Source organism: Salmonella sp. 32031103-2018-00083-FB-01-SM-01, assembly GCF_017571995.1.
Lineage (GTDB): Bacteria > Pseudomonadota > Gammaproteobacteria > Enterobacterales > Enterobacteriaceae > Salmonella > Salmonella enterica.
Genome location: NZ_JAGEQL010000002.1, coordinates 484,401 through 511,245, shown reverse-complemented (window position 1 = coordinate 511,245; position 26,845 = coordinate 484,401). Strand labels below are relative to the sequence as shown.

General features: G+C 52.6%; 27 protein-coding genes. 16 read left to right on the top strand and 11 right to left on the bottom strand.

The features are described 5' to 3' along the window. Nucleotides 1-7 precede the first annotated feature (7 nt). From ulaE to J4614_RS08780, 3 genes are all read left to right on the top strand, one after another. Nucleotides 8-862 (top strand): L-ribulose-5-phosphate 3-epimerase UlaE, encoded by an 855-nt coding sequence (ulaE, locus tag J4614_RS08790; protein WP_000949530.1) that lies wholly within the window; start codon nucleotides 8-10, stop codon nucleotides 860-862. Further along, nucleotides 862-1,548, top strand: a complete 687-nt coding sequence (locus tag J4614_RS08785) for an L-ribulose-5-phosphate 4-epimerase (protein ID WP_001170774.1) — start codon at nucleotides 862-864, stop codon at nucleotides 1,546-1,548. Before ulaE ends, J4614_RS08785 begins: the two co-directional genes overlap by 1 nt. Before the next feature lie 87 nt (nucleotides 1,549-1,635). After that, nucleotides 1,636-2,193 carry a DUF1440 domain-containing protein gene (locus J4614_RS08780; protein ID WP_000026294.1) on the top strand — a complete coding sequence of 186 codons (558 nt, stop codon included), beginning with the start codon at nucleotides 1,636-1,638 and terminating at the stop codon, nucleotides 2,191-2,193. 52 nt (nucleotides 2,194-2,245) lie between these two features. Here the strand turns inward: J4614_RS08780 and yjfY are convergent, their stop codons facing one another. Beyond that, nucleotides 2,246-2,521: a DUF1471 family protein YjfY gene (yjfY, locus tag J4614_RS08775; protein WP_000466076.1), complete on the bottom strand. Its 276-nt coding sequence runs from the start codon at nucleotides 2,519-2,521 to the stop codon at nucleotides 2,246-2,248. 386 nt (nucleotides 2,522-2,907) lie between these two features. On the opposite strand from yjfY, the gene rpsF reads away from it, so the two are divergent. The 5 genes from rpsF to J4614_RS08750 all read left to right on the top strand — a co-directional run bounded on the left by rpsF (nucleotide 2,908) and on the right by J4614_RS08750 (nucleotide 5,421). Then, nucleotides 2,908-3,303 (top strand): 30S ribosomal protein S6, encoded by a 396-nt coding sequence (rpsF, locus tag J4614_RS08770; protein ID WP_001216673.1) that lies wholly within the window; start codon nucleotides 2,908-2,910, stop codon nucleotides 3,301-3,303. A gap of 6 nt (nucleotides 3,304-3,309) precedes the next feature. Then, complete coding sequence (gene priB / locus J4614_RS08765) at nucleotides 3,310-3,624, top strand: primosomal replication protein N (RefSeq protein WP_001519453.1); 315 nt, start codon at nucleotides 3,310-3,312, stop codon at nucleotides 3,622-3,624. Between the two features lie 4 nt (nucleotides 3,625-3,628). Then, nucleotides 3,629-3,856 (top strand): 30S ribosomal protein S18, encoded by a 228-nt coding sequence (gene rpsR, locus J4614_RS08760; protein WP_000135199.1) that lies wholly within the window; start codon nucleotides 3,629-3,631, stop codon nucleotides 3,854-3,856. A gap of 41 nt (nucleotides 3,857-3,897) precedes the next feature. Further along, nucleotides 3,898-4,347, top strand: coding sequence for a 50S ribosomal protein L9 (gene rplI / locus J4614_RS08755; RefSeq protein ID WP_001196065.1), 450 nt, complete (start codon nucleotides 3,898-3,900; stop codon nucleotides 4,345-4,347). A gap of 147 nt (nucleotides 4,348-4,494) precedes the next feature. Then, nucleotides 4,495-5,421 (top strand): DMT family transporter, encoded by a 927-nt coding sequence (locus J4614_RS08750; RefSeq protein ID WP_000381075.1) that lies wholly within the window; start codon nucleotides 4,495-4,497, stop codon nucleotides 5,419-5,421. A 49-nt stretch (nucleotides 5,422-5,470) separates the two neighbouring features. On the opposite strand, the gene J4614_RS08745 is transcribed toward J4614_RS08750, so the two are convergent. Further along, complete coding sequence (locus J4614_RS08745; protein WP_001119444.1) at nucleotides 5,471-6,106, bottom strand: OapA family protein; 636 nt, start codon at nucleotides 6,104-6,106, stop codon at nucleotides 5,471-5,473. A 219-nt stretch (nucleotides 6,107-6,325) separates the two neighbouring features. Here J4614_RS08745 and fklB point away from each other — a divergent pair, with 219 nt between their 5' ends. Next, nucleotides 6,326-6,946: an FKBP-type peptidyl-prolyl cis-trans isomerase gene (fklB, locus tag J4614_RS08740; RefSeq protein ID WP_000235161.1), complete on the top strand. Its 621-nt coding sequence runs from the start codon at nucleotides 6,326-6,328 to the stop codon at nucleotides 6,944-6,946. A gap of 295 nt (nucleotides 6,947-7,241) precedes the next feature. Continuing rightward, nucleotides 7,242-8,651, top strand: coding sequence for a D-serine/D-alanine/glycine transporter (gene cycA, locus J4614_RS08735; protein WP_000228323.1), 1,410 nt, complete (start codon nucleotides 7,242-7,244; stop codon nucleotides 8,649-8,651). 111 nt (nucleotides 8,652-8,762) lie between these two features. Here cycA and ytfE read toward each other — a convergent pair whose 3' ends face one another. From ytfE to J4614_RS08720, 3 genes are all read right to left on the bottom strand, one after another. Further along, entirely contained in the window at nucleotides 8,763-9,425 is a 663-nt protein-coding gene (gene ytfE / locus J4614_RS08730; protein ID WP_000331467.1) for an iron-sulfur cluster repair protein YtfE, read from the bottom strand. A gap of 102 nt (nucleotides 9,426-9,527) precedes the next feature. Continuing rightward, nucleotides 9,528-10,493, bottom strand: coding sequence for a DMT family transporter (locus J4614_RS08725; protein ID WP_000623290.1), 966 nt, complete (start codon nucleotides 10,491-10,493; stop codon nucleotides 9,528-9,530). 80 nt (nucleotides 10,494-10,573) lie between these two features. Next, on the bottom strand, nucleotides 10,574-11,422 hold the full coding sequence (locus J4614_RS08720) for an SDR family oxidoreductase (RefSeq protein WP_000560616.1): 849 nt from the start codon (nucleotides 11,420-11,422) through the stop codon (nucleotides 10,574-10,576). Between the two features lie 87 nt (nucleotides 11,423-11,509). On the opposite strand from J4614_RS08720, the gene J4614_RS08715 reads away from it, so the two are divergent. Beyond that, a complete protein-coding gene (locus J4614_RS08715; protein ID WP_001201297.1) occupies nucleotides 11,510-11,896 on the top strand; it encodes a helix-turn-helix domain-containing protein in 387 nt (128 codons plus the stop codon). A gap of 57 nt (nucleotides 11,897-11,953) precedes the next feature. On the opposite strand, the gene J4614_RS08710 is transcribed toward J4614_RS08715, so the two are convergent. Next, nucleotides 11,954-13,897, bottom strand: a complete 1,944-nt coding sequence (locus tag J4614_RS08710; protein ID WP_023197687.1) for a bifunctional 2',3'-cyclic-nucleotide 2'-phosphodiesterase/3'-nucleotidase — start codon at nucleotides 13,895-13,897, stop codon at nucleotides 11,954-11,956. Between the two features lie 267 nt (nucleotides 13,898-14,164). Between J4614_RS08710 and cysQ the strand changes: the two genes are divergently transcribed. Then, nucleotides 14,165-14,905 carry a 3'(2'),5'-bisphosphate nucleotidase CysQ gene (cysQ, locus tag J4614_RS08705; RefSeq protein ID WP_000893398.1) on the top strand — a complete coding sequence of 247 codons (741 nt, stop codon included), beginning with the start codon at nucleotides 14,165-14,167 and terminating at the stop codon, nucleotides 14,903-14,905. Here cysQ and J4614_RS08700 read toward each other — a convergent pair. Then, entirely contained in the window at nucleotides 14,895-15,452 is a 558-nt protein-coding gene (locus J4614_RS08700; protein WP_208293137.1) for a YtfJ family protein, read from the bottom strand. The genes cysQ and J4614_RS08700 overlap by 11 nt on opposite strands. Before the next feature lie 326 nt (nucleotides 15,453-15,778). Between J4614_RS08700 and J4614_RS08695 the strand changes: the two genes are divergently transcribed. Then, a complete protein-coding gene (locus J4614_RS08695; RefSeq protein ID WP_000689229.1) occupies nucleotides 15,779-15,985 on the top strand; it encodes a DUF1107 domain-containing protein in 207 nt (68 codons plus the stop codon). Between the two features lie 83 nt (nucleotides 15,986-16,068). On the opposite strand, the gene J4614_RS08690 is transcribed toward J4614_RS08695, so the two are convergent. Together J4614_RS08690 and msrA are read right to left on the bottom strand one after the other, a co-directional pair. Continuing rightward, nucleotides 16,069-17,412, bottom strand: coding sequence for a hemolysin family protein (locus J4614_RS08690; protein WP_000934970.1), 1,344 nt, complete (start codon nucleotides 17,410-17,412; stop codon nucleotides 16,069-16,071). 182 nt (nucleotides 17,413-17,594) lie between these two features. After that, nucleotides 17,595-18,233 carry a peptide-methionine (S)-S-oxide reductase MsrA gene (msrA, locus tag J4614_RS08685; RefSeq protein ID WP_000051464.1) on the bottom strand — a complete coding sequence of 213 codons (639 nt, stop codon included), beginning with the start codon at nucleotides 18,231-18,233 and terminating at the stop codon, nucleotides 17,595-17,597. Nucleotides 18,234-18,445: 212 nt separating this feature from the next. On the opposite strand from msrA, the gene tamA reads away from it, so the two are divergent. Genes tamA through J4614_RS08670 form a run of 3 tightly spaced genes read left to right on the top strand, consistent with a single transcriptional unit; the run spans nucleotide 18,446 to nucleotide 24,302 of the window. Then, nucleotides 18,446-20,179, top strand: a complete 1,734-nt coding sequence (tamA, locus tag J4614_RS08680) for an autotransporter assembly complex protein TamA (RefSeq protein WP_001120237.1) — start codon at nucleotides 18,446-18,448, stop codon at nucleotides 20,177-20,179. Next, nucleotides 20,176-23,955, top strand: a complete 3,780-nt coding sequence (tamB, locus tag J4614_RS08675; RefSeq protein WP_208293136.1) for an autotransporter assembly complex protein TamB — start codon at nucleotides 20,176-20,178, stop codon at nucleotides 23,953-23,955. The genes tamA and tamB overlap by 4 nt, the downstream gene beginning before the upstream one ends. 2 nt (nucleotides 23,956-23,957) lie before the next feature. Continuing rightward, the gene (locus tag J4614_RS08670) at nucleotides 23,958-24,302 is read left to right on the top strand and encodes a gamma-glutamylcyclotransferase (RefSeq protein WP_001219167.1); all 345 of its coding nucleotides are present in this window, start codon (nucleotides 23,958-23,960) and stop codon (nucleotides 24,300-24,302) included. A gap of 54 nt (nucleotides 24,303-24,356) precedes the next feature. Here the strand turns inward: J4614_RS08670 and J4614_RS08665 are convergent, their stop codons facing one another. Together J4614_RS08665 and J4614_RS08660 are read right to left on the bottom strand one after the other, a co-directional pair. Then, the gene (locus tag J4614_RS08665; protein ID WP_000203125.1) at nucleotides 24,357-25,565 is read right to left on the bottom strand and encodes an MFS transporter; all 1,209 of its coding nucleotides are present in this window, start codon (nucleotides 25,563-25,565) and stop codon (nucleotides 24,357-24,359) included. Beyond that, a complete protein-coding gene (locus tag J4614_RS08660) occupies nucleotides 25,562-26,725 on the bottom strand; it encodes a metallo-dependent hydrolase (RefSeq protein WP_000977205.1) in 1,164 nt (387 codons plus the stop codon). The genes J4614_RS08665 and J4614_RS08660 overlap by 4 nt, the downstream gene beginning before the upstream one ends. Nucleotides 26,726-26,845: the final 120 nt, after the last annotated feature.

Sequence of the window (26,845 nt, the reverse complement as noted above, 5' to 3'; positions counted from 1 at the left end):
AGCGGCTATGCTGTCGAAACAAATTCCGCTCGGCATCTATGAAAAAGCGCTCCCTGCCGGGGAGTGCTGGCTGGAGCGCCTGCGGCTAGCGAAAACGCTGGGTTTTGACTTCGTTGAAATGTCGGTGGACGAGACCGACGCCCGACTGGCGCGGCTCGACTGGAGTCGCGAGCAGCGCCTGGCGCTGGTGAGCGCGGTTGCTGAAACCGGCGTGCGCGTGCCGTCCATGTGTCTGAGCGCGCATCGTCGTTTTCCACTCGGTAGCGAAGATGACGCGGTACGGGCGCAGGGGCTGGAGATTATGCGTAAAGCGATTCAGTTTGCGCAGGACGTCGGGATTCGCGTCATTCAACTGGCGGGGTACGACGTTTACTATCAGCAGGCCAACGACGAAACGCGTTGCCGCTTCCGCGATGGGTTAAAAGAGAGCGTTGATATGGCCAGCCGCGCCCAGGTGACGCTGGCGATGGAGATCATGGACTACCCGCTGATGAATTCCATCAGTAAAGCGCTGGGCTATGCTCACTACCTCAATAACCCGTGGTTCCAGCTCTATCCGGATATCGGCAATCTGTCTGCCTGGGATAACGACGTACAGATGGAGCTACAGGCGGGAATCGGGCATATCGTCGCGGTACACGTCAAAGATACTAAACCCGGCGTGTTCAAAAATGTGCCGTTTGGCGAAGGCGTTGTCGATTTCGAACGCTGCTTCGAAACGCTCAAACAGAGTGGCTATTGCGGGCCCTATCTGATTGAGATGTGGAGCGAAACAGCAGAGAACCCGGCGGCAGAGGTAGCGAAAGCGCGTGACTGGGTGAAAGCGCGCATGGCCAGCGCCGGTCTGGTGGAGGCAGCCTAATGCAAAAACTCAAGCAGCAGGTATTTGACGCTAACATGGATTTGCCCCGTTATGGACTGGTGACGTTTACCTGGGGCAACGTCAGCGCTATCGATCGCGAACGCGGGCTGGTGGTAATTAAGCCAAGCGGTGTCGCCTATGAAACCATGCAGGCAGATGACATGGTGGTGGTGGATATGGATGGCAAAGTGGTGGGGGGAGGTTATCGTCCTTCTTCCGATACCGCTACCCATCTGGCGCTGTATCAACGCTATCCGTCGCTTGGCGGCGTCGTTCATACCCACTCCACCCACGCCACGGCATGGGCGCAGGCGGGGATGGCTATTCCAGCGCTCGGCACCACGCACGCGGACTATTTCTTTGGCGATATTCCTTGTACCAGAGCGTTAAGCGAAGAAGAAGTGCAGGGCGAGTACGAGCTGAACACCGGTAAGGTGATTATCGAAACGCTGGGCGAGGTGGAACCGCTGCATACGCCAGGCATTGTCGTGTATCAACACGGGCCGTTCGCCTGGGGGAAAGATGCGCACGATGCGGTACATAACGCGGTCGTCATGGAGGAAGTGGCGCGAATGGCGTGGATTGCGCGCGGTATTAACCCTGGCCTCAACCCCATCGACGATTATCTGATGAACAAGCACTTCATGCGTAAGCATGGCCCGAATGCGTATTACGGGCAGAAGTAAAACAACGCTCCGGGATCCTATCCCTCAGGGATGTAATTGGTCAGATTCCGGAGCTTCTTTCATAACACTCTATAGAATCATACTACTGTGTCTATCAACGGATTGTTTGTTAAAACTGACCCACAGCGGCGTCGGTATGGAGTAGCTGCGTTAATTGGTTTTGCAGCGGGTATTATTTCAGCATTTGTAAAATGGGGCGCGGAAGTTCCTTTACCGCCGCGAACGTTTTCCGGCGGGCGCGATGAGTTTAATCCACCGTATATTTTTTTGCGGGATTATTTAGGCATTGACCCAACACAAACGGTTTATACCTTTTCTGAGCATGTTATTAACCCTGTGATGGTAACTCACATTATCTTTTCGCTGGTGTTCGCAATAGGTTACTGCGTCGTCGCGGAAATTTTCCCGAAAGTTAAATTATGGCAGGGGATACTGGCGGGGCTGATTGTTACGGTTGTCGTGCATGGCATATTCTGCCCGGCGCTGAACTTAACGCCTCCGCTTACACAACTTCCTTTTGACGAGTACGCTTCTGAAATTCTGGGACATGTATTTTGGTTTTGGGTGATTGAGTTAATGCGCCGCGATCTGCGAAACCGCATAACGCATGAGCCGGATGCCGAAGTGCCATTAACAACCCGATAAGCGAAAAAAATGCCCCCTGACCAGGGGGCAAAACTATGGTATTTTCCTGATACTAGCGATAAATCTCCGCGCTGGCATGCATGTTGCCGTTACTACCGGGCTCCCGTAACAAAATCGGGTGGTAGTACGTTGCGCCTCGCGCATCAGTTTCTTCTTTCAGCGCCTGGCGGGCCTCGCTTTCAGTCGCGAAATTATGGTTTATGTAAATCACGCCTAAGCTCTGTATATCGTCCATATTTCTGGCCTGACGATTATCAATTTCAATGGCTGCCATTGTATTTACGCTGAGCAAAAATCCAGCCAGAAGGGGGAAAATACGGAAGAACATAGTGACCTCCTCGGCGGCGGTTGCTGACCTGGCCCTGCCTCCTTTTTTGTGAACCTCTGATGTTATTTTAATCGCTACCAGCAGGAGCGATAGCGACCATTTCTGATGCAGTTGTTCAAAAAATTACCGCATTTCCCGCTGATGCCTGATAAATCGTCAACTCGCTAGCTGTTATGGTGGTTAACAGGTCGGTATCTCATCCTTAATCTTTTACATTTCAGAACTGATCGGCAGGCACATAAATAATCGAACTATTGCCTTGAGTTTCGCCGGGCGTGTCAGTATTATAACGCGTCATTTTTCAGCCGACCTTTAACACGTTCCTTGCCTCCATGGGCCGCGGCTGACCCAGACAGGAGGCTGAATAATCCGTAAGGAGCAATTCGATGCGTCATTACGAAATCGTTTTTATGGTCCATCCTGACCAGAGCGAACAGGTTCCGGGTATGATCGAGCGTTACTCTGCTGCCATCACTGGCGCAGAAGGCAAGATCCACCGTCTGGAAGACTGGGGCCGCCGTCAGCTGGCTTACCCGATCAACAAACTGCACAAAGCGCACTATGTTCTGATGAACGTTGAAGCGCCGCAGGAAGTGATCGATGAGCTGGAAACTACCTTCCGCTTCAACGATGCCGTTATCCGCAGCATGGTTATGCGTACTAAGCACGCTGTTACCGAAGCTTCTCCGATGGTTAAAGCGAAAGACGAGCGCCGTGAGCGTCGCGATGATTTCGCTAACGAAACCGCAGATGATGCTGAAGCTGGGGATTCTGAAGAGTAATTTCTGATGACCAACCGTCTGGCGTTGTCCGGCACCGTGTGCAGGGCCCCCCTTCGAAAGGTCAGTCCATCAGGAATTCCGCATTGCCAGTTCGTGCTTGAGCATCGTTCTGTGCAAGAGGAAGCCGGCTTTCACCGGCAGGCGTGGTGCCAAATGCCCGTTATTGTTAGCGGACACGAAAACCAGGCCATTACTCACAGTATAACGGTCGGCAGCCGCATAACCGTTCAGGGGTTTATCTCTTGCCACAAGGCAAAGAACGGTCTGAGCAAAATGGTTCTGCATGCCGAGCAGATTGAATTGATAGATTCTGGAGACTAGCCATATGGCACGTTATTTCCGTCGTCGCAAGTTCTGCCGTTTCACCGCGGAAGGCGTTCAAGAGATCGACTATAAAGATATCGCTACGCTGAAAAACTACATCACCGAAAGCGGTAAGATTGTCCCAAGCCGTATCACCGGTACCCGTGCAAAATACCAGCGTCAGCTGGCTCGCGCTATCAAACGCGCTCGCTACCTGTCTCTGCTGCCGTACACTGATCGCCATCAGTAATCGGTCACGGTCCATTAATACGACTTTGAGAGGATAAGGTAATGCAAGTTATTCTGCTTGATAAAGTAGCAAACCTGGGTAGCCTGGGTGATCAGGTTAACGTTAAAGCGGGCTATGCTCGTAACTTCCTGGTACCACAGGGTAAAGCTGTTCCGGCTACCAAGAAAAACGTTGAATACTTCGAAGCACGTCGCGCTGAACTGGAAGCTAAACTGGCTGACGTTCTGGCTGCTGCAAATGCACGCGCAGAGAAAATCAACGCCCTGGAAACCGTTACTATCGCGTCTAAAGCAGGCGACGAAGGTAAACTGTTCGGTTCCATCGGTACTCGCGACATCGCTGACGCTGTGACTGCAGCTGGCGTTGACGTGGCTAAGAGCGAAGTTCGTCTGCCGAACGGCGTTCTGCGTACCACTGGCGAACACGAAGTGAACTTCCAGGTTCACAGCGAAGTATTCGCAAAAGTTATCATCAACGTGGTTGCTGAGTAATCAGGCATTCTCGTTTTTGCTAGCAACGAAACGTCGGCCCAGCGCCGACGTTTTGCTTTTTTAACCCCATCGCTTTTCGACTGGCTATCTCCCCCTCTTTTCGCGATAATCAAAAATAAAACATTATTTTAATTTCTTGGTGAAAGAATGGATACCCAACGCCAGGCCTCCCCGTTTGCCCGCAAAAACGTCGTTTATGTGTGTGCCGCATTTTGTTGCCTGCTATGGGGTAGCGCTTATCCAGCCATCAAAAGCGGTTATGACCTCTTTCAGATAGCCACCGACGATATCCCTTCTAAAATTGTTTTTGCTGGTTATCGTTTTTTGTTTGCGGGTGGGTTGCTGCTACTGTTCGCGCTGCTTCAGCGTAAACCGATTGGTCGGTTTCGTCCGCGCCAGTTTGCTCAGTTAACGTTACTGGGGCTGACTCAGACGTCGCTGCAATATCTCTTTTTCTATATCGGCCTTGCGTTTACCTCCGGCGTGAAAGGCTCAATCATGAACGCGACAGGCACATTCTTCAGCGTATTGCTGGCGCATTTTATTTATCAGAACGACCGATTGAGCTACAACAAAACGCTCGGCTGTATTCTGGGCTTTGCGGGCGTCATGGTGGTGAACGTCAGCAACGGCCTGGATTTCAGCTTTAATCTGCCGGGAGAAGGCTCCGTGGTGCTGGCGGCGTTTATTCTTTCTGCGGCCACATTGTATGGCAAACGTCTCTCGCAGACGGTCGATCCGATGGTCATGACTGGCTATCAATTGGGGATTGGCGGTCTGGTACTGGTCATTGGCGGCTACGTTTTTGGCGGTACGCTGACGATACATGGCTTCTCGTCGGTGGCGATTTTAGTCTACCTGACGTTGCTCTCGTCGGTCGCTTTTGCGCTATGGAGCATTTTACTCAAATATAATCGCGTGGGGATGATTGCGCCGTTTAACTTTCTGATCCCGGTTTCCGGCGCGGCTCTTTCGGCTATTTTCCTCGGCGAGAATATTCTGGAGTGGAAATACATGATCGCGCTGGTGCTGGTGTGTTCGGGGATCTGGTGGGTGAATAAGGTGAAGCGGTAATGCTTCACCTGAACGAATAGGGTACAGGCGGGGTAAGGCGTAGCCGGCGTTACTGTGCGCGAATAAAACTGCCGTCAGGCTGACGCGTAAACAGCACCTGTTGGCCGTTATCGCCATCTATCGTTAAACCTGTCACCACCCCGCTGGCATTCTGGCGAATTTTAATCATTTGACCATTTTTGAGATTACTCAGCGGCTTGCCAGCGCCTTCTACCTGCGCCATTGCATAAACGTCTGTTGGGGGCAGTCCGTGGTCACGGAACAGTTGCGCCAGAGTTTTACCAGGCTCAACCCGGTACGAGCGCCACTGTTGACCGATGCCGTTATCCTGCTGGAAAGGCTGCGTCTGCGGCTGGTTTTGTTCTTCCGGCTGGCCTTCCTGGATAGGTTCCGGCGCAACGGGCGCCACCTGATCCGGATCGTTTTGCGGCGCGACCAGCTGCGCCTGAAGCTGGGCCTCCGTCGGCGGCTGTGATTGCGATTGCAGATCCAATTGCGCTTCCCGCGTGACGACAGGCGAGTCGCTGGTCTCGCTGGCGGGCAGCAGGAAACCGATCACCAGCACGATAGCGGCAATGATAATGCCACGACGATGCATAGGCGGCAGCGGTTCCATGATGCGAAAATTATCCGGCGCGTGCCAGATTTTCGCCAGGGTTGGTTTTAATTCAAAGCGCCCGGGCATGGTTTACCTCCTGCTCCGCATCTCGTTCCTTAATCATAGAGTATAGATGGCTAACGCTATGATACTGGTAGTGCTATCCGCTTTCGTGACATCAATACGGATAATCTATTGTTTCTTTTTCCCTGCGATTTGTCATCCTCCCTGAGACAAAGTTTTACCAGAAGAAGCGTGGCTGTTATGCTGCCCGCTACTTTTTTGATATCCGATGAAGGAAAAATAATGGCCACCCCGACTTTTGACACTATTGAAGCGCAAGCGAGCTATGGCATTGGTTTGCAGGTAGGGCAGCAGCTCAGCGAATCCGGTCTTGAAGGGCTGTTGCCTGAAGCGCTGGTTGCAGGTATTGCTGATGCGCTGGAAGGTAAACACCCGGCGGTTCCTGTTGATGTGGTGCATCGCGCGCTGCGTGAAATTCATGAGCGTGCGGACGCGGTGCGTCGTGAGCGTTTCAAAGCGATGGCGGCCGAAGGCGTGAAATACCTGGAAGAAAACCGCGAAAAAGACGGTGTGAACAGTACTGAATCTGGTTTACAGTTCCGCGTTCTGACGCAGGGCGAAGGCGCGATTCCGGCGCGTACCGACCGCGTACGCGTGCATTACACCGGTAAGCTTATTGATGGCACCGTATTTGACAGCTCCGTCGCGCGCGGCGAACCGGCTGAATTCCCGGTAAATGGCGTGATCGCCGGCTGGATTGAAGCGCTGACTCTGATGCCAGTAGGTTCCAAATGGGAACTGACTATCCCACAGGAGCTGGCCTATGGCGAGCGTGGGGCCGGGGCATCTATTCCGCCATTCAGCACCCTGGTGTTTGAGGTGGAACTGCTGGAAATTCTCTAAGCGCTCCGGGTTTGCCGGATGACGGCGTAAACGCCTTATCCGGCAACCCTGACTTCAGCAGATGCCAATATTTTATTTTGCAAATGGCGTCGTTACGTGTATTTTTGTGAGCTAATTCGCATTATCAAAGTGATATAACACTCATTTTAAACATAAAATTAACATTGTATTTGAATCTTAGTATTCATCCCGCCGATTCTTACCTAATATCGATGAGTCCTGATAACAGGATCGTCGTATCATAGACCAAAGGCCGTAGAGCCCGCACAACACAGACAGGTACAGGAAGAAAAACATGGTAGATCAGGTAAAAGTCGCAGCCGACGAACAGGCTCCGGCTGAACAGTCGCTACGGCGCAATCTTACAAACCGTCATATACAGCTTATCGCTATTGGCGGCGCTATTGGTACCGGTCTGTTTATGGGATCGGGTAAAACGATCAGTCTCGCCGGACCGTCGATCATTTTTGTGTATATGATCATCGGTTTTATGCTTTTTTTCGTGATGCGCGCCATGGGGGAATTGCTGCTCTCGAATCTGGAATATAAATCGTTTAGCGATTTTGCTTCCGACCTGCTTGGCCCCTGGGCGGGATATTTCACCGGCTGGACGTACTGGTTTTGCTGGGTAGTGACCGGTATGGCTGACGTGGTGGCGATTACCGCCTACGCGCAGTTCTGGTTTCCCGGCCTTTCCGATTGGGTCGCCTCGCTGGCGGTAGTGATCCTGCTGCTAAGCCTCAACCTCGCCACCGTTAAAATGTTTGGTGAAATGGAATTTTGGTTTGCTATGGTCAAAATCGTCGCCATCGTGGCGTTGATTGTGGTCGGGCTGGTGATGATTGCGATGCACTTTAAATCGCCGACCGGCGTTGAAGCGTCTTTTGCGCATCTGTGGAATGACGGCGGCTGGTTCCCGAAAGGTATTAGCGGGTTCTTTGCCGGTTTCCAGATTGCGGTGTTCGCCTTCGTGGGCATTGAGCTGGTCGGTACTACCGCCGCAGAAACTAAAGATCCGGAAAAATCGCTGCCGCGCGCGATTAACTCAATACCGATCCGTATCATCATGTTCTACGTCTTTGCGCTGATTGTCATTATGTCGGTGACGCCGTGGAGTTCCGTGGTGCCGGATAAGAGCCCGTTTGTTGAGCTGTTTGTACTGGTGGGGCTACCTGCCGCCGCGAGCGTGATCAACTTTGTCGTGCTGACCTCGGCGGCGTCTTCCGCCAACAGCGGCGTCTTCTCGACCAGCCGTATGCTGTTTGGCCTGGCGCAAGAAGGCGTGGCGCCAAAAGCGTTCGCTAAGCTATCGAAACGCGCGGTACCGGCGAAAGGCCTGACCTTCTCCTGTATCTGCCTGCTGGGCGGCGTGGTTATGCTGATGGTCAACCCGAGCGTGATTGGCGCATTCACCATGATCACTACGGTTTCGGCTATCCTGTTTATGTTTGTCTGGACCATCATTCTGTGTTCATACCTGGTGTACCGCAAAAAGCGTCCCCACCTGCATGAAAAATCCATCTATAAGATGCCGCTCGGTAAGCTGATGTGCTGGGTCTGCATGGCGTTCTTTGCATTCGTGCTGGTATTACTGACGCTGGAAGACGATACGCGCCAGGCGCTGATCGTGACGCCGCTGTGGTTTATCACGTTGGGTCTGGGCTGGCTGTTGATAGGTAAGAAACGAATGGCGGGAATGCGTTAATTGTTTTGCCCGGTGGCGCTGGCGCTTACCGGGCTTACAGCGTAGCGTTGATTTGTAGGCCGGATAAGGCGCGGTTTACAGCCGCCATCCGGCAAAATGCCTGGCTGGCGATTATTCCCCGGCCAGCGCGCGTGGGAACAGCACGTTATTCTCCAGGCTGATGTGCTCCATCAGATCATCAATCATCTCATTAATGCCGTTATACATCGCTTTCCAGGTGGTGCAGGCTTCTGGCGGCGGCGTTACATTTTGGGTGACGTGTTTGATGACGTCTACCAGCTCTCCCGCCTCGTCATGCTCGATTTCCATTACGCTTATCGGGCCCGTTGCCTGGCGACCCATACCCTGTTTGATCATGGGGAACAGGATCTGTTCTTCTTTCATCATATGGCTGGAAAGCTCTTCATGCAGCGCGGTGAGATATTTTGTCAGGCCGCGTGGGACGTTTGGCTTATCCGCGTGAACGCGTTCCACTTTGGTTGCCTGCAGGATAAGCTCCGGCAGTTGTTCGCGGTGTCGATCATGATAGCGCACCACGATATGGTCAATAATGTCCGCCAGCGGAACGGCGCGCCAGTCTTTTTCGATGGGCTGTTCAGCCAACTGCGCGAGTTGCGCTTCAATGATGTCAATATCGACGTCGTGACGCGCGGCGGCGCGCGCCAGCGTCTGTTTTCCGCCGCAGCAGTAATCCATATCGTACTGGCGAAACAGCGCCGATGCGCGGGGAATAGAGAGCGCCAGTTCGCCTAAAGGTTGATCGCGATAAGCCATTGCCGTTACCTCATTTGCAATAATATAAGTTGTATTATAAATGCATCTTTAAGGCGAGGCTATAACTCTTTCGGGGTGCGTATAATTTAAGCCAGGATGAGATTAGCGTTCCGTGACCGGAACGACGGTCGCTTTTTCCGGTTTCGCTCTCACGGCAATGACCACGCCCGCCACCAGGAGCGCAATGCCGCTTAACGTCAGGAATGGCGGGATTTCCTGGCGCAGAATGAAGGTATAGAGCAGTCCCGCCAACGTCTCAAAAACAATCAGCGGCCCTAAAATAACGGTTGGCAATTTTTGGCTGGCGATATTCCAGCACAGCGCGCCCACCCAGGAACACAGCACCGCGATGGCGATCATCAGACCGATAAACAGCGCGGGATGCGGGCCAAAGGGCAGGGTAAATAGCGGTTTCTGGATACTCAGCCACAGACAGACCGCCGCGTAGCCGATTAACGAGACCGGCAGTGTAACCAGCGCCTGCGCCGTTGCCCACATCATGGGATGTTTGTCGGGATTTTCCCGCAGCCAGCGGGCGTTGCGCAGCGCATACCATGCCCAGCACGCTACGGAAATCAGCGCCAGCACAATGCCTGAACCATAGCGCCAGCCGCTAACATCGGATAATCCCTGACTAAGTTCAGCAATATTGACGCACAGCAGGCCAAAACCGATAAGCGCCAGCGCGGGCGCTAAACGCCGCCAGGATAATCTGCCGTCTCGTTGGCTATAGAGAACGTTAGCGAAAAGCGGAATGACGACCGGCAATGTCCCGATGATCATCGTCGACACCGGCGCGCCGGTTCGCTGAATAGCGCTGGCGAGGCAGGCGTAATAGATTACATTGCCCATCAGGGTCAGCGACAGGGCGGTGGACCAATCTTTGCGCGTCAACTGGCGTAACCGCGTGCGGCCTAACCAGGCAATCGGCAGGGCAATCAGCCCCAGCGCCAGATAGCGTCCCATTGACTGTAAGAGGGCCGGGTAATCCGGCACGATTAACGGGCCGACGAAAATCAATCCCCACATTAGCCCTGCCAGCAGGGCGTATAGCACGCCGCTAATCATCAGATTCTCCTCATAAACCGTTCTGTCATTATCAGAGAAGGTCTATGAGGATGCTACATAAATTAACTAAATTTTAACACTTACAGTACGGAGCGAAGGCTTTCTGTGAGCGTCGTCGTCGGGCGACCGATGAGTTTACGCAGCGTATGGCTGTCATCAAACAGGCCGCCTTTCGCCGCGCCAGCGTCAGAATTGGCTAACATATCCGCCAGTCCGTCAGGCAGGCCTGCGCCTTTCAGCGCGGCGGCAAAATCGACTTCACTCAGGTTCTGGTAGACGATTTTTTTTCCGCTCTGATGAGTAAGTTCATCCGCCAACTGGCTTAATGTCCAGGCGTCATCACCCGCCAGTTCGTAGACATTCCCGGCGTGACCCTCTTCACGGATGACGCGCGCGGCGGCGGCGGCATAGTCAGCGCGCATTGCGGAGGCGATTTTCCCTTCTCCCGCTGCGCCAATAAAGACGCCATGCTTCAGCGCGGCAGGGACGCTCGCCAGGTAGTTTTCCGTATACCAGCCGTTACGTAATAGCGTGTGAGGAATACCTGACTCAGCCAGCATTTTTTCCGTTTCAATATGTTCATCGGCGAGCGCCAGCGGCGATTTATCCGCATGTAGCAGGCTGGTATAGGCGATGAATTTCACCTTCGCGGCAATGGCGGCCTGAATGACGTTGCGGTGCTGCGCGGTGCGTTGTCCCACTTCGCTGGATGAAATGAGCAGCAGTTTATCAACGCCCTGTAAGGCGGTGGTCAGCGCGGCTTCGTTAGCGTAATCCGCCTGGCGAACGGCAATCCCGCGCTGACTGAGCGGGGCGGCTTTTTTCGGGTTACGGACGATCGCGACGAGGTGACTGGCGGGCGTCGTTTTTAGCAGGTTTTCAATAACGTGTTGGCCCAGTTGGCCTGTTGCGCCAGTGATAGCAATCATGGTGAACTCCTCAGTGTTGGTCTTGTGTTTTATTACGCTACCACCTAAACTTACTTTTAGTAAGTACGTACAAAAAGGTAAGTATCAATGCGCGCTCATACTCTTTCCCGGCAGTTGCGTGAAGGCAATCTCTTTGCTGAACAGTGCCCGTCCCGTGAGGTGTTAAAACATGTCACCAGTCGCTGGGGCGTACTGATTCTGGTCGCGTTACGCGACGGTACACACCGTTTTAGCGACCTGCGCCGCAAGATGGGAGGCGTGAGTGAAAAGATGCTGGCGCAGTCGTTACAGGCGCTTGAACAGGACGGATTTCTCAACCGGGTGTCATATCCAGTTGTTCCGCCGCATGTAGAGTACAGCCTGACGCCGCTTGGCGAGCAGGTGAGCGATAAAGTCGCCGCACTGGCGGACTGGATAGAACTGAATTTGCCCCAGGTATTGGCGCAGCGGGAGCGTTTATCAGATGGCGGCTAGCGCTTTATTCGGCCTGCCAGTCAGGCCGAATAAACGCAGCGCCATACGGGACTCACGTTACTTGCTCAAATCCACCTGATAAATGGCAAAACCAATATCATCGACGGCAACCTTCTTCATCGGATACTGCCCTTTCGCTTTAATGAAGGCAGCGGCTTTATCGCCTGGCGATGTTTCAAAGCGGATATCCAGCGCCGTATCGCTGTGGATTGGCGCCAGACGCCAGTTATTATCCGCCGCCGGATGGATTTCGCCCGCGCGTTTTGACTCTGCGCCAATCCATGCCGCCAGCACGGCGCGATTTTCATCCGGAGACGCAAAGGCGATATGGCTGTCGCCCGTGCCGGCAAACTTGCCGCCGTAAGCGCGATAGTTATTCGTGGCGACCAGGAACGTAGCGTTCGGGTCGACAGGCTTACCGTTAAAGGTCAGGTTTTTAATACGTTCCGCCTGCGGATTCACCATCTGGCATTCGCCATCATAGCGGGCGGGCTGTGACACATCGATTTGATAATTCACGCCATCAATGACATCGAAATTATAGGTGCGAAAGCCATCCCAATTGATCAACGATTGCGGTTTGTTGCTGTGAATATCAATCTGATTAAATTGTCCGGCAGAACATTCCAGCCACTCTTTTACCTCCTTGCCGCTGGCTTTCACCACCACCAGCGTATTCGGATAGAGATAAAGATCGGCGGCGTTACGGAAGGTCAACTGGCCTTTTTCCACTTCGACAAAACTGGCAGGATCGTTCTTACGCCCGCCAACTTTAAACGGCGCGGCGGCGGACAGCACCGGCAGTTTCGCCAGATCCGGATCGCCCTGAATAAAGTGTTCCACATACGCTTTTTGCGCGTTATTCACCACCTGTACGGTAGGATCGTCCTGCACCAGAGCAAGATAACTGTACATGTTATCGGCAGACTTGCCGATGGGCTTGCTGACAAACTCGCGGGTGGCATCGTGATCGGCTTTCAGAATATCGACCAGCTTACTGTCTTCCGCCGCCAGCGACTTTTTAGCGGCGGCGTCATAGATAGGCCGCGCTTCCGCTTTCGCCTGCGTAACCTGCCATTTGCCGCTGTCGTTATTGAGCACCAGATCGACCACTCCCAGATGGTCGCCCCACATGCCAGGCATTACCGCAGGAATGCCGTTAAGCGTACCTTTGGCGATATCCGCGCCTTTGATGTCGGCAAAATCTTTACCGGGGAAGACGGCGTGGGCGTGGCCAAACATAATCGCGTCGACGCCGGGAACTTCGCTGAGGTAATAAACCGAGTTTTCCGCCATGCTGTGGTACGGATCGGCAGAAAGGCCTGAGTGAGCAATGACTACCACGATATCAGCGCCTTTCTCGCGCATTTCGGGCACATATTTCCGGGCGGTTTCCGTAATGTCATTGACGGTAACTTTGCCGCTCAGATTCGCTTTATCCCAAATCATGATTTGCGGCGGAACAAAGCCGATATAGCCGATTTTCAGAGTTTGCGGGTTGCCGTCTTTATCTATAACGTTCGTCTCTTTAATCAGATAAGGCGTAAAGAGCGGCTTTTGGGTTTTAACGTCGATAATATTGGCGTTAACATAAGGGAATTTCGCGCCGGCCAGCGCGTTATGCAGATAGTTCAGACCATAATTAAACTCATGGTTGCCGAGGTTTCCAACCGCGTAATCCAGAGTGTTGAGCGCTTTATAGACCGGGTGAACATCACCGTCTTTGAGCCCTTTTGCCGCCATATAATCGCCCAGAGGGCTCCCCTGAATCAGGTCGCCGTTATCCACCAGCACGCTGTTTTTGACTTCATTTCGGGCGGCATGAATCAAACTTGCGGTACGTACCAATCCGAATTTTTCGGTTGCGGTATCCTTGTAATAATCGAAATCCATCATGTTGCTATGTAAATCAGTAGTTTCCATGATGCGGAGATCGACGGTGGCCGCATTCACGCTGGCGGCGATCAGCGTAGCCAGAAGCGTTGCACTAAACTTAATCATCAGAGGCACCTTTTAAGAACGCAATAGAAAAGCCGGATAGTGAAAAATAGCGATGATAAACAGTGAAACCCGATATCGTTCCGACCGTCGCCAGAAGAAGGCGAAACCGCCCCATCCGGCCGATTTTTTGCGAGTGTTCACAGAAGGGTGAATCATGCCATGAAAGGTATTATCAAAACCGCAGACGGTATCACAGTTGGCGGAACCCTTAACGATCGGGTATAAGTAAAACAACGAGTTAACGCCCCCGTCATAAAGAGGTGGAGAATGTTAGAACAAGTATGCCAGCTTGCACGGAACGCGGGCGATGCCATTATGCAGGTTTATGATGGAGCCAAACCGATGGAGTACGCCCGCAAGCAGGACGATTCTCCAGTCACTGCGGCGGATATCGCCGCACATACCGTGATTCTCGAAGGGTTACGCACGCTCACGCCGGATATTCCGGTGCTTTCAGAAGAAGATCCGCCTGCCTGGGAAGTGCGCCAGCACTGGCAGCGCTACTGGCTGGTCGATCCGCTCGACGGCACCAAAGAGTTCATCAAGCGCAATGGCGAATTCACGGTCAATATCGCGCTGATTGAGCAGGGCAAGCCGGTGTTGGGCGTTGTCTATGCGCCGGTGCTGAAAGTGATGTACTACGCGGCGGAAGGTAAGGCCTGGAAAGAGGAGTGCGGGGTGCGTAAGCAGATTCAGGTCCGGGATGCCCGCCCGCCGCTGGTGGTGATTAGCCGTTCGCATACGGATGATGAGCTCACCGAATATCTCCAACAGCTTGGCGAACATCAGACAACCTCTATTGGTTCTTCGCTGAAATTCTGTCTTGTGGCGGAAGGCCAGGCGCAGCTTTACCCCCGATTTGGGCCGACCAGCGTCTGGGACACTGCCGCAGGTCATGCCATTGCCGTTGCAGCCGGGGCACACGTTCACGACTGGCAGGGAAAAACGCTGGACTATACCCCTCGTGAGTCGTTCCTTAACCCCGGCTTCCGGGTGACTATTTACTGAGGAGCTTATGCAGCAGGCCGACCACCTGCTGTACCTCTTGCTGGGTTAACGCGCCATCTTTCACCCATTGAACCCGACCGTCTTTGCCAAGCACAATGACGGCGGACCCCTCTTCTTTTAATTGCCAGGCGTTACGCGCCACGCCATTGCTGTCGACAATAAATTGCGACCACGGATAGAGCTTTTTATTACTTTCTATACTGCTACGCACGAACATACCGGAGCCTGGGATCGCATCATCAGTGTTCACAATTGTGGTCGTCTGGTATCTGTCATGCGGAAGCCCGGCGGATTTAATCGCTTCAATCAGCGTGGCGTTTTTTTCCTTCGCTGACGTTCGACCCGCAATGTGCAGCAGGACGCGCACTTTTCCCGCCAGCTGCGCGCTATTCCAGTTTTTATAACTAAACTCATCTTTATTCAACGTCAGTTCGCCACGGTCGGCAATGCCTACCGGCGGCACCCGTTGGTTAACTTCAAGGTTATGCGCACAAGCCATTATGGGGAGTAGCAGACACGACATCGCCAGAATTTTACGTAGGGTCATGGTCATTCCTTCTTTATTTTTTTGCAGGTGATCCGACCACTTTGGGCCGATAGTTAATCATATGTGCGATTGATGCTTTTTCCCGCAAAGGGGATGCCAGTTTGCGGGCGGGCGCACACTTCCTGTGAAAAATGAAGGCATATACTGAGAAAAATGAGCTGATGTTTAGATAATTCTGAATAACTGTAATCAAAAGGTAAATATACTTATGCACACTGGAAACGACGTAGATATGGTCTATAGTCATATGGCATTAAAATTTGCGCCTTAAAACTGTTGGGCCGATTGTGGCACCGCAAGGGCGTAATACTCTGCAGGAGACAACAATGAAAATTTTCCAACGCTACAACCCGCTACAGGTGGCGAAGTACGTGAAGATCCTGTTCCGTGGACGGTTATATATCAAGGATGTTGGCGCTTTTGAGTTCGATAAGGGTAAGATTCTTATCCCAAAAGTGAGAGACAAGCAGCACTTGTCTGTGATGTCTGAAGTTAACCGTCAGGTTATGCGTCTGCAAACTGAGATGGCGTAACCAAAAGTGCTATGCAGTAGGTTAAAAAAGTAAAAAAAACGGCTCCTGAATCAGGAGCCGTTGATGTTTCTGGCAAACGGATTTCAGGCCGCGCTGTCTTCTTTACCTTGCGCATCGGGCAGTTTCGGTGCCGGTACGTTGCTTTTATTGTCGAGACGCGTCACCAGCAACTGATCGATACGGTAGTTGTCGATATCCACCACTTCAAATTTGTAGCCGGAAAACTTCACCGAATCAGTACGTTTTGGAATCTTGCGCAGCATAAACATCATAAAGCCGCCAATGGTTTCATAGTTGCCGGATTGCGGAAACTCATCGATATCCAGCACGCGCATGACGTCGTCAATCGGCGTGCCGCCGTCAACCAGCCAGGAATTTTCATCGCGTGCCACAATTTGCTCTTCCAGTCCCTGGCCGACCAGGTCACCCATTAGCGTGGTCATCACATCGTTCAGCGTAATGATACCGACGACCAGTGCGTATTCATTCATAATGACCGCGAAATCCTCGCCCGCCGTTTTGAAACTTTCCAGCGCCTCAGAAAGGGTCAGCGTATCCGGCACAATCAAGGTATTGCGAATTTGCACGCCGCCATTCAGCGCCATACTTTGGTTCGCCAGCACGCGGTTCAGCAGATCTTTGGAGTCTACATAGCCGATGATGTGGTCGATATCTTCATTACACACCAAAAATTTTGAGTGCGGATGTTCGGCGACCTTTTTCTTCAGGCTTTGCTCGTCTTCGTGCAGATCAAACCAGATGATACTTTCGCGCGGCGTCATGGAAGACGGTACGGTGCGGGATTCAAGTTCAAACACATTTTCAATCAGTTCGTGCTCTTGCTTGCGCAAGACGCCCGCCAGCGCGCCGGCTTCCACCACTGCGTAAATATCATCAGAAGTAATGTCGTCTTTCCGCACCATTGGAATTTTGAACAGGCGGAAGATGTTGTTTGCCATGCCGTTAAACAGCCACACCAGCGGGCGAAAAACGAACAGGCAGAAGCGCATCGGGTTGATGATACGCAAAGCCACAGCTTCTGGCGCAATCATACCGATGCGTTTCGGGGTTAAATCCGCGAACAGGATAAACAGCCCCGTCACCAGCGAGAAAGAGAGAATAAAGCTCAGCTGCTCGGAGAGTTCTGGCGACATATAGTGCGAGAAAAGGGCGGAAAAGGCGGGCGAAAATGCCGCATCGCCGACGATACCGCCAAGAATAGCGACGGCGTTCAGGCCAATTTGCACAACGGTGAAAAACATGCCGGGATTTTCCTGCATTTTCAATACGCGTTGTGCGTTGATACTGCCTTCATCAGCTAATAACTTAAGTTTAATCTTACGTGATGCGGCAAGCGAGATCTCGGAGATGGAGAAGAACGCACTTACAGCGATCAGGCAGAATATAATGAATATACTGTTTAACATATCTTATCCGGCGAAACGCCAGATCCTCGGAAGGGAAGTTTATAAATCCGTGTGGTAACGTTTAATGAAAACCGGCTCGTAGCAGTGAGCCGATAAGTTCAGGGCTAGTATAGCGTAAGCTACTGTAAAGTCGCCAGAGGGTTCATTTTCAACTCCGACAAGTTCCCCCTACGCCAGCGTCGTCACGCGTCAGGCGGCAGGCAAACGCCGATCCCGCCAATCCCACAGTAACCGTATGGATTTTTGTGCAGATACTGTTGGTGTTCATCTTCGGCGTAGTAAAACGGCGTCGCATGGGCGATTTCCGTGGTAATAGGGCGATGGTTTCCGGCGGCGGCCATTGCCGACTGAAAGCGCTCGCGACTGGCGTGAGCAGCGGCACTCTGTTCCGGCGTTAAGGGATAAATCGCAGAACGGTATTGCGTACCGTGATCGTTACCCTGTTGCATCCCCTGCGTTGGATCGTGATTTTCCCAGAAAATCTGTAAAAGCTGCTCATAACGGATAACGGCAGGATCGTACACTATCCGTACCGCTTCGGCATGACCGGTCTGCCCGGAGCAGACTTCCCGGTAGGTTGGATTAGGCGTGTAACCGCCCGCATACCCTGCCGCGGTGCTATATACGCCGGGCAATTGCCAGAATAAACGTTCTACGCCCCAGAAACAGCCCATAGCGAAGTAGGCGATCTCCATCCCGGCAGGGACATTGGTCATAGAGTGTTCATTTACCGCATGCAGAGTGGCGATCGGCATCGGGGTGTTGCGTCCTGGTAACGCATCTGCTTGAGTAACCAGATGTTTTTTATCAAATAAACTCATGAGCTATTCTCCCGAAAGCGTTAATTGGCGTTAAGGTTGTAACGAGACGCATCTTTGCACACAATAACAACATTAATGTATCTGGATTTAACCATAAGAAATATTTGGGCAGTCGTCTGCTTTTCAATCGAAATTGTTGATTTTATGTTAAGCCGCGGAGCGGTAGTGTGATTTTTTCCAGGGGTGGGAATAGGGGATATTCAGGAGAAAATGTGCCACATATCCGTCAGTTATGTTGGGTTAGCTTACTATGCCTGAGCAGTTCTGCGGTAGCCGCAAATGTTCGTCTGAAAGTCGAAGGGCTATCCGGAGAGCTGGAAAAAAACGTTCGCGCACAGCTCTCTACGATTCAGAGCGATGAGGTGACGCCGGATCGGCGCTTTCGCGCCCGAGTTGATGATGCGATTCGCGAAGGGCTTAAAGCGTTAGGCTATTACGAACCCACTATCAAATTCGACCTGCTTCCACCGCCTGCGAAAGGACGGCAGGTATTAATCGCCAGGGTTACGCCCGGCCAGCCGGTGTTGATTGGCGGTACAGAAGTCATTTTACGCGGCGGCGCGCGCACGGACAAAGATTATCTGGCCTTACTGAAAACGCGTCCGGCAATCGGCACGGTGCTGAACCAGGGAGACTATGACAATTTTAAAAAGTCGTTAACCAGCGTGTCGCTACGTAAAGGCTATTTCGACAGCGAATTCGTTAAAAGTCAGTTGGGAATTGCTCTGGGCCGTCATCAGGCGTTTTGGGATATTGATTATGATAGCGGTGAGCGCTATCGCTTCGGACCTGTCACCTTCGAAGGTTCGCAGATTCGTGATGAATATTTACAAAATCTGTTGCCGTTTAAAGAGGGCGATGAGTACGAATCGAAAGATTTGGCGGAACTAAACCGCCGACTTTCTGCTACCGGATGGTTTAATTCTGTCGTGGTGGCGCCGGAATTTGAGAAATCGCGTAAAACAAAAATTCTGCCGTTAAAAGGCGTGGTATCGCCGCGAACCGAAAACACGATTGAAACCGGGGTGGGGTACTCCACCGATGTTGGGCCGCGCGTGAAAGCGTCGTGGAAAAAACCGTGGATGAACTCTTACGGTCATAGCCTGACCACCAGCACCAGTATTTCTGCACCGGAACAGGTGCTGGATTTTAGTTATAAAATGCCGCTGCTGAAAAACCCGCTGGAGCAATACTATCTGGTACAGGGCGGTTTTAAACGTACCGATTTGAATGATACGGAGCAGGACTCGACCACGCTTGCCGTGTCGCGTTACTGGGACCTTTCCAGCGGTTGGCAGCGGGCGATTAACCTGCGCTGGAGTTTCGACCACTTTACCCAGGGGAACGTCACCAATACCACCATGCTGTTCTACCCGGGCGTGATGATCAGCCGAACCCGCTCGCGAGGGGGGCTGATGCCAACCTGGGGCGATTCGCAGCGCTACTCGGTAGACTATTCGAATACGGCCTGGGGCTCCGACGTGGATTTCTCCGTGCTGCAGGCGCAAAACGTCTGGATTCGGACTTTGTACGATCGCCACCGTTTTGTGATGCGCGCCAATTTGGGCTGGATAGAAACCGGTGATTTCGACAAAGTTCCGCCGGATTTACGTTTCTTCGCCGGGGGCGACCGCAGTATTCGCGGCTATAAATACAAATCTATTTCGCCTAAAGATAGCGACGGCAATCTTAAAGGCGCCTCAAAACTGGCAACCGGATCGCTGGAGTACCAGTATAACGTCACCGGCAAATGGTGGGGGGCGGTGTTTGTCGATAGCGGCGAGGCGGTGAGTGATATTCGCCGTAGCGATTTCAAAACCGGGACCGGGGTCGGCGTGCGCTGGGCGTCGCCGGTTGGGCCTGTCAAACTCGATTTTGCCGTACCGGTCGGCGACAAAGACGAACACGGTTTACAGTTTTATATCGGTCTGGGGCCTGAATTATGAGTTTATGGAAGAAAATAAGCCTCGGAGTGTTGATTTTCATTGTGGTGTTACTGGCGAGCGTTGCGTTTCTGGTCGGGACGACGACGGGGCTGCATCTGGTATTCAGTGCGGCGAACCGCTGGGTGCCGGGGCTGGAGATTGGGCAGGTCACCGGCGGCTGGCGGGACTTATCGTTAAAAAATATCCGCTATGAGCAGCCGGGCGTTGCGGTGAATGCGGGCGAAATTCATCTGGCCGTCGGGCTTGATTGCCTGTGGCGCAGTAGCCTGTGCGTCAATGATCTGGCGCTAAAAGACATTAATGTCGCTATCGACAGCAAAAAAATGCCACCCTCCGAACCGGCGCAAGAAGAGGAAGAAAGCGGACCGCTGAACCTCTCCACCCCCTGGCCCATCACGCTGTCGCGCGTGGCGTTGAATAACATCAATATCAAGATTGATGACACTACCGTTTCGGTGCTGGATTTTACCTCCGGGCTGGCATGGCAGGAGAAAAACCTGACCCTGAAACCGACGCGGCTTCAGGGACTGCTGATCGCTCTGCCGAAGGTCGCTGACGTGGCGCAGGAAGAGGTGGTTGAACCCAAAATCGAGAAACCTCAACCGGATGAAAAGCCGCTTGGCGAAACGCTAAAAGATCTGTTAGCAAAACCGGTAATGCCGGAGATGACCGATGTTCACCTGCCGCTCAATCTGAATATCGAGTCATTTCGCGGCGAGCAGCTACGCATCACCGGCGATACCGATCTGACGGTGCGCACGATGCTGCTTAAAGTCAGCAGTATCGACGGTAATATGAAGCTGGATACGCTGGATATCGACGCCAACCAGGGCACGGTGAAAGCCTCCGGTACGGCGCAGCTCGCCAATAACTGGCCGGTTGATATTACGCTCAACAGTACGCTGAATATCGATCCGCTAAAGGGTGAAAAGATAAAACTCAAGGTCGGCGGCGCGCTACGCGAACAACTGGAGGTCGGGGTGAACCTTTCCGGGCCGATGGATGTCGCGCTTCGCGCCCAGACGCGGCTGGCGGAGGCCGGTTTACCGCTCAATCTTGAAGTCGTCAGCCAACGCATTGCCTGGCCATTGACGGGTGATACCCAGTTTCAGGCTGACGATCTGAAGCTCAAACTGAGCGGTAAGATGACCGACTATACGTTGTCGATGCGAACCGCCGTGAAAGGACAAGATATTCCGCCGGCGACCATCACGCTGGATGCCAAAGGGAATGAGCGGCAGATTAATCTCGATAAACTCACCGTCGCCGCTCTGGAGGGAAAAACCGAACTGAAAGCGCTGGTGGACTGGCAGCAGGCGATTAGCTGGCGCGGCGAACTGACGCTGAATGGCATCAATACCGCTAAAGAGATCCCGGACTGGCCCGCGAAGCTTAACGGCGTCATGAAAACCAAAGGCAGCCTCTACGGCGGCACCTGGCAGATGGATGTCCCGGAGCTCAAGCTGACCGGCAATGTGAAGCAGAACAGCGTTAACGTCAACGGGACGCTAAAGGGCAACAGCTACATGCAGTGGACGATCCCGGGGCTGCACCTTGCGCTGGGCCCAAACAGCGCCGATATAAAAGGCGAGCTTGGCGTTAAGGAGCTGAATCTTGATGCCGCCATCGATGCGCCAGGGCTGGATAATGCGCTGCCAGGACTGGGCGGCATGGCAAAAGGAATCGTTAAAGTCCGCGGTACGGTAGAAGCGCCGCAGTTGTTGGCGGATATCACCGCCCGCGGCTTGCGCTGGCAGGAGCTGTCTGTCGCCCAGGCGCGCATTGAGGGCGATATTAAATCCACCGATCAGATAGCGGGCCATCTCAACGTTCGCGTAGAGCGGATTTCGCAGCCCGACGTTAACATCAATCTGGTGACGCTTGACGCCAAAGGCAGCGAGAAGCAGCATCAGCTACAGCTCCGTGTTCAGGGAGAACCGGTATCCGGTCAACTCTCCCTGACAGGCAGTTTTGATCGCGAGGCGGCGCGCTGGAAAGGGACGTTAAGCGACACCCGTTTCCAGACGCCAGTGGGGCCATGGTCGTTGACCCGCGCGATTGCGCTGGACTACCGTAATAAAGAACAGAAAATCAGTATCGGGCCGCATTGTTGGCTGAACCCGAACGCCGAGCTGTGCATCCCGCAAACCATTGATGCGGGCGCCGCAGGACGGGCGGTGGTCAATCTCAACCGCTTTGATCTGGCGATGCTGAAGCCATTTATGCCTGATACCACGCAGGCCAGCGGGGTCTTTAGCGGGAAAGCGGACGTGTCGTGGGACACCACTCAGGAGGGATTGCCGCAGGGGAAGGTCACTCTTTCCGGTCGTAACGTGAAGGTCACGCAGACCGTCAATGACGCGCCGTTACCGGTCGCGTTTGAGACGCTGAACCTCAGCGCCGAACTGCATAATAATCGCGCCGAGCTGGGATGGCTGATTCGCCTGACGAACAATGGTCAATTCGATGGCCAGGTGCAGGTAACCGATCCTCAGGGGCGGCGCAATCTCGGCGGTAACGTCAACATGCGCAATCTCAATCTGGCGATGGTCAACCCTGTCTTTTCGCGCGGCGAAAAAGCGGCGGGAATGTTAAACGCCAGGCTACGTCTGGGCGGCGATGTGCAAAGCCCGCAGTTGTTTGGCCAGTTGCAGCTTAGCGCGCTGGATATTGACGGTAACTTTATGCCGTTTGAGATGCAGCCGAGCCAGCTCACCATGAACTTTAGCGGTACGCGTTCGACGCTCGCCGGTATCGTGCGAACACAACAAGGGCAAATTAACCTGAACGGTAACGCCGACTGGAGCCAGATTGACAACTGGCGCGCGCGGGTGACGGCGAAAGGCAGCCGGGTGCGGATTACCGTTCCGCCGATGGTGCGCCTGGATGTCTCGCCGGATGTGGTCTTTGACGCGACGCCTTCGCTGTTCACGTTGGATGGGCGTGTGGACGTTCCGTGGGCGCGAATTGTGGTGCACGACCTGCCGGAGAGCGCGGTTGGCGTCTCCAGCGATGTGGTTATGCTCAATAATGACCTGCAACCAGAAACGCCGCAGACAGCGTCTATTCCCATCAACAGTAATCTGACGGTCCACGTCGGCAACAACGTGCGCATCGACGCCTTCGGGCTTAAAGCGCGTTTGACCGGCGATTTGAAAGTCGCGCAGGATAAGCAGGGACTGGGGCTGAATGGTCAAATCAATATTCCTGACGGCCGATTCCGCGCCTACGGCCAGGACCTGCTTGTCCGTAAAGGCGAGCTGCTGTTCTCCGGCCCGCCGGATCAGCCGCTGCTCAATATCGAAGCGATCCGTAACCCTGACGCCACCGAAGACGATGTCATTGCGGGCGTGCGTGTCACAGGCACTGCTGATGAACCCAAAGCGGAAATCTTCTCCGATCCGGCGATGCCGCAGGCTGAAGCGCTTTCTTATCTGCTGCGTGGGCAGGGGTTGGACAGCAATCAGAGTGATAGCGCAGCAATGACTTCCATGCTTATTGGCCTGGGGGTTGCGCAAAGTGGTCAGGTTGTGGGTAAAATCGGAGAGACATTCGGTGTAAGTAATCTGGCGCTGGACACGCAAGGGGTGGGCGATTCGTCTCAGGTCGTGGTCAGCGGCTATGTACTGCCGGGTCTACAGGTGAAGTATGGTGTAGGGATATTTGACTCTCTGGCGACGCTCACGTTACGTTATCGCCTGATGCCTAAGCTATATCTGGAAGCAGTGTCTGGCGTAGATCAGGCACTTGATTTGCTCTATCAGTTTGAGTTTTAGCAATGCGAATATTTGTCTATGGCAGTTTACGACAGAAACAAGGCAACAGTCACTGGATGACCAATGCCCAATTGCTTGGCGATTACCGTATCGATAACTACCAGTTGTATAGTCTGGGCCACTATCCAGGCGCAGTTCCGGGAAACGGAGCGGTATACGGTGAAGTTTATCGAATTGATAACGCCACGCTGGCCGAACTTGATGCTTTGCGCACCAGGGGCGGTGAATACGCACGCCAGTTAATCCAGACGCCTTACGGCAGCGCATGGATGTATGTATATCAACGTCCTGTTGATGGGTTAACTCTGATTGAAAGCGGTGACTGGTTAGACAGAAACCAGCCCTGAACTGAACACGCCACCCTCGGGTGGCGTTGTTTTTTTACATTCTGGCTGATGGCGCTAGCGCCGGGCATGGTGAGCTCTTATTCTGCCGTAGATCAATAATGACGCGCCGCCCAGGATAACAATGCATCCAAGAACCATAAATCCCTGCATATAGCTGCCAGTTGTCCGGTAAAAATAGCCGACCATTAGGCCTGCCAACGTACCGCCGCCGCCAGCGCCGATGCCATTAATAATACCGGAGGCTGGGCCAATCGCATGGGGTTTAACGTTCGACTGGATAATCGACCAGATATTGGGGGTAAAGCTGGCGGCATAATAACCCATCGCCAGGGTAATGAGCGTGATTTTAAAGCCCGGCGCATCGACAAATGGCAAGAGAAATAACATTACGCCGGGGATTAGTAGGCCCAGTGAAGCAATAAGTACACGCTTTTGTGTCTTATCACTGATCCATGAGATAGGGATTGCCAGTATAACCGCAGTCAGATAAGGCAGAGAACTGACCAATGCTTTACTGAATCCGGTATAGCCGAGAGAATTGACAACCATGGGGATCCATAACGTAATTCCCCAGAACAACATCCCTTGAGTGATGTAGGTAAAAATAAGGAGTAGGAAAGGGGTTCCGCCCAGCGATTCCAGGGTAAGTTTAGTTTTCTCTGTTGGCGCCGGCGCACGATAATAAGGCGCTTCTTCCTGTTTTTTCAGCATTGTTATATAAAGTGGAACCACAACAAAAATGCCGATCACACCAGTGATAATAAAAACATTTCGCCAACCGAAGGCAGCATCCAGCGGGGACAAAATCATAAATCCCAGGCCTAATGCCAGGAACTGTCCATAATACTGGATAATGCTGTTCGCCTGCGTCCGTTCTTTGTCTGAAAACCAGTCGCTGGCGAAGCGGGACTGCTGCGGCCAATAAATGCCTTCGGTAATGCCAAGCACCAACCGGCAAATCAAAATAACGTACACTGACGAGGTAAATCCGACAAAAACGGTCGCAATCGACCAGATTAGCACCATCAGAATGACTATTTTTTTCGGATCGTATCGCTGGGTAAATACGCCGCCAAAAATATTTGAAAAGGCATAGCCAATAAGAAATATGGTTAATACAATGCTGGCCGTTGCGCCATCAATATTCAGGTCGTGTGTAATCGTAGGTAACGTAACGGAAAGATTAGAACGGTCAAGATAAGCAACAAAAAGGCCGAACATTAATGTCGCGCCGATCCGTAGCCATTTTTGCATTGAGGTCATTTTTCAACTCCGTTTGGCCGCGCGCCAAAATCAATTTGACGAAATAATATCTCACCGGATTTTATGGTCATTTGTGGTACCAGCACATGCGTCCCCGTGAGCGTTTCACCATGAATATCGGCAAATTCAACATGCCTGTTTTTTAATTTAAAGATGGCGATATCGGCAAATGCCCCAGGGGCCAGCGTACCAATTTCTGCTGCCATGCCCAATAAAACTGCTGGGGTATGGGTACAGGCGTTAATGACATCGGTAAGCGCGACGCCGAGTGCTAAATATTTCGATAAAATCCATGGTAAGGCGTAAACAGGCCAGGCGAGTTTAGTGATGGTTGAGAGATCGCTACTGATGATATCCGGAAGAAAGCCATTGGCGATGGCCCGGCGTGCCGTGTTCATTGAAAAATGGCTGCGACCATTGGCGGCATCAAATATAACGCCTCTTTCCCTTGCCTGACGGACTTCGGCTAAGACAGCGCCTTCATCAGTAAGAATGGTGCTACCTTTGCCGTGAAACGCATGAGCGATAATATCGCCGTGGCGTAGCAAGGAGACAAGTTCTTTCATGGGAACGACGGGATGAGTCGAGTGTATTGCCACGGGGCACCTTAAATCGTTGGCAATACGAAGGGATTCAGTCAGCGGTTTTAAGCCATATTCAGCAATGTCCTCAGTCTGAACCTTGAGTTTTAATCCCTGAAGAACATTGCGATACTGGCGAAACAGCGCGTGGATCTTATTTTCATCAATATTGTCAGGATCATAATTTTCTTGTGACCAGGTTTGGCCCGGCGGCGACACGGTCAGAAACGCTTTGATTCGAACTTTACTGGCGCAAATCACCGTTCGGTAGAAGGCATCAAAGTTTGCCGTACCGGCAGAACCTGCATCCACGACGGTGGTGACGCCATTCGGCGGCATGTACATATCAGGCCTGACGCCGCCTTCCGTCGCGTCATAAAAAACATGCGCGTGATAATCGATAAGACCGGGAGTGACGATCATGCCGTCGGCATGGATAATCCGGGTCTCCGAAGTTACAGGATATTTATCGGCATCAACGATAATATCGTTAATGATGCGTAAATTGTTAATCTCATTAATATTACGAGCGGGATCGATGATATGTCCACCGGTAATTAATATATCATTTTTCATCATAATCTCTTAAAGTAGTAAATAATTATGGCAGCCCTTAAAAATATATTAAAAAGTGTGTTTTGAGCGGATGTTATGTTGGATTAAAAATACGGTTATTGGTAGGGAGAGCTTAGGATACCT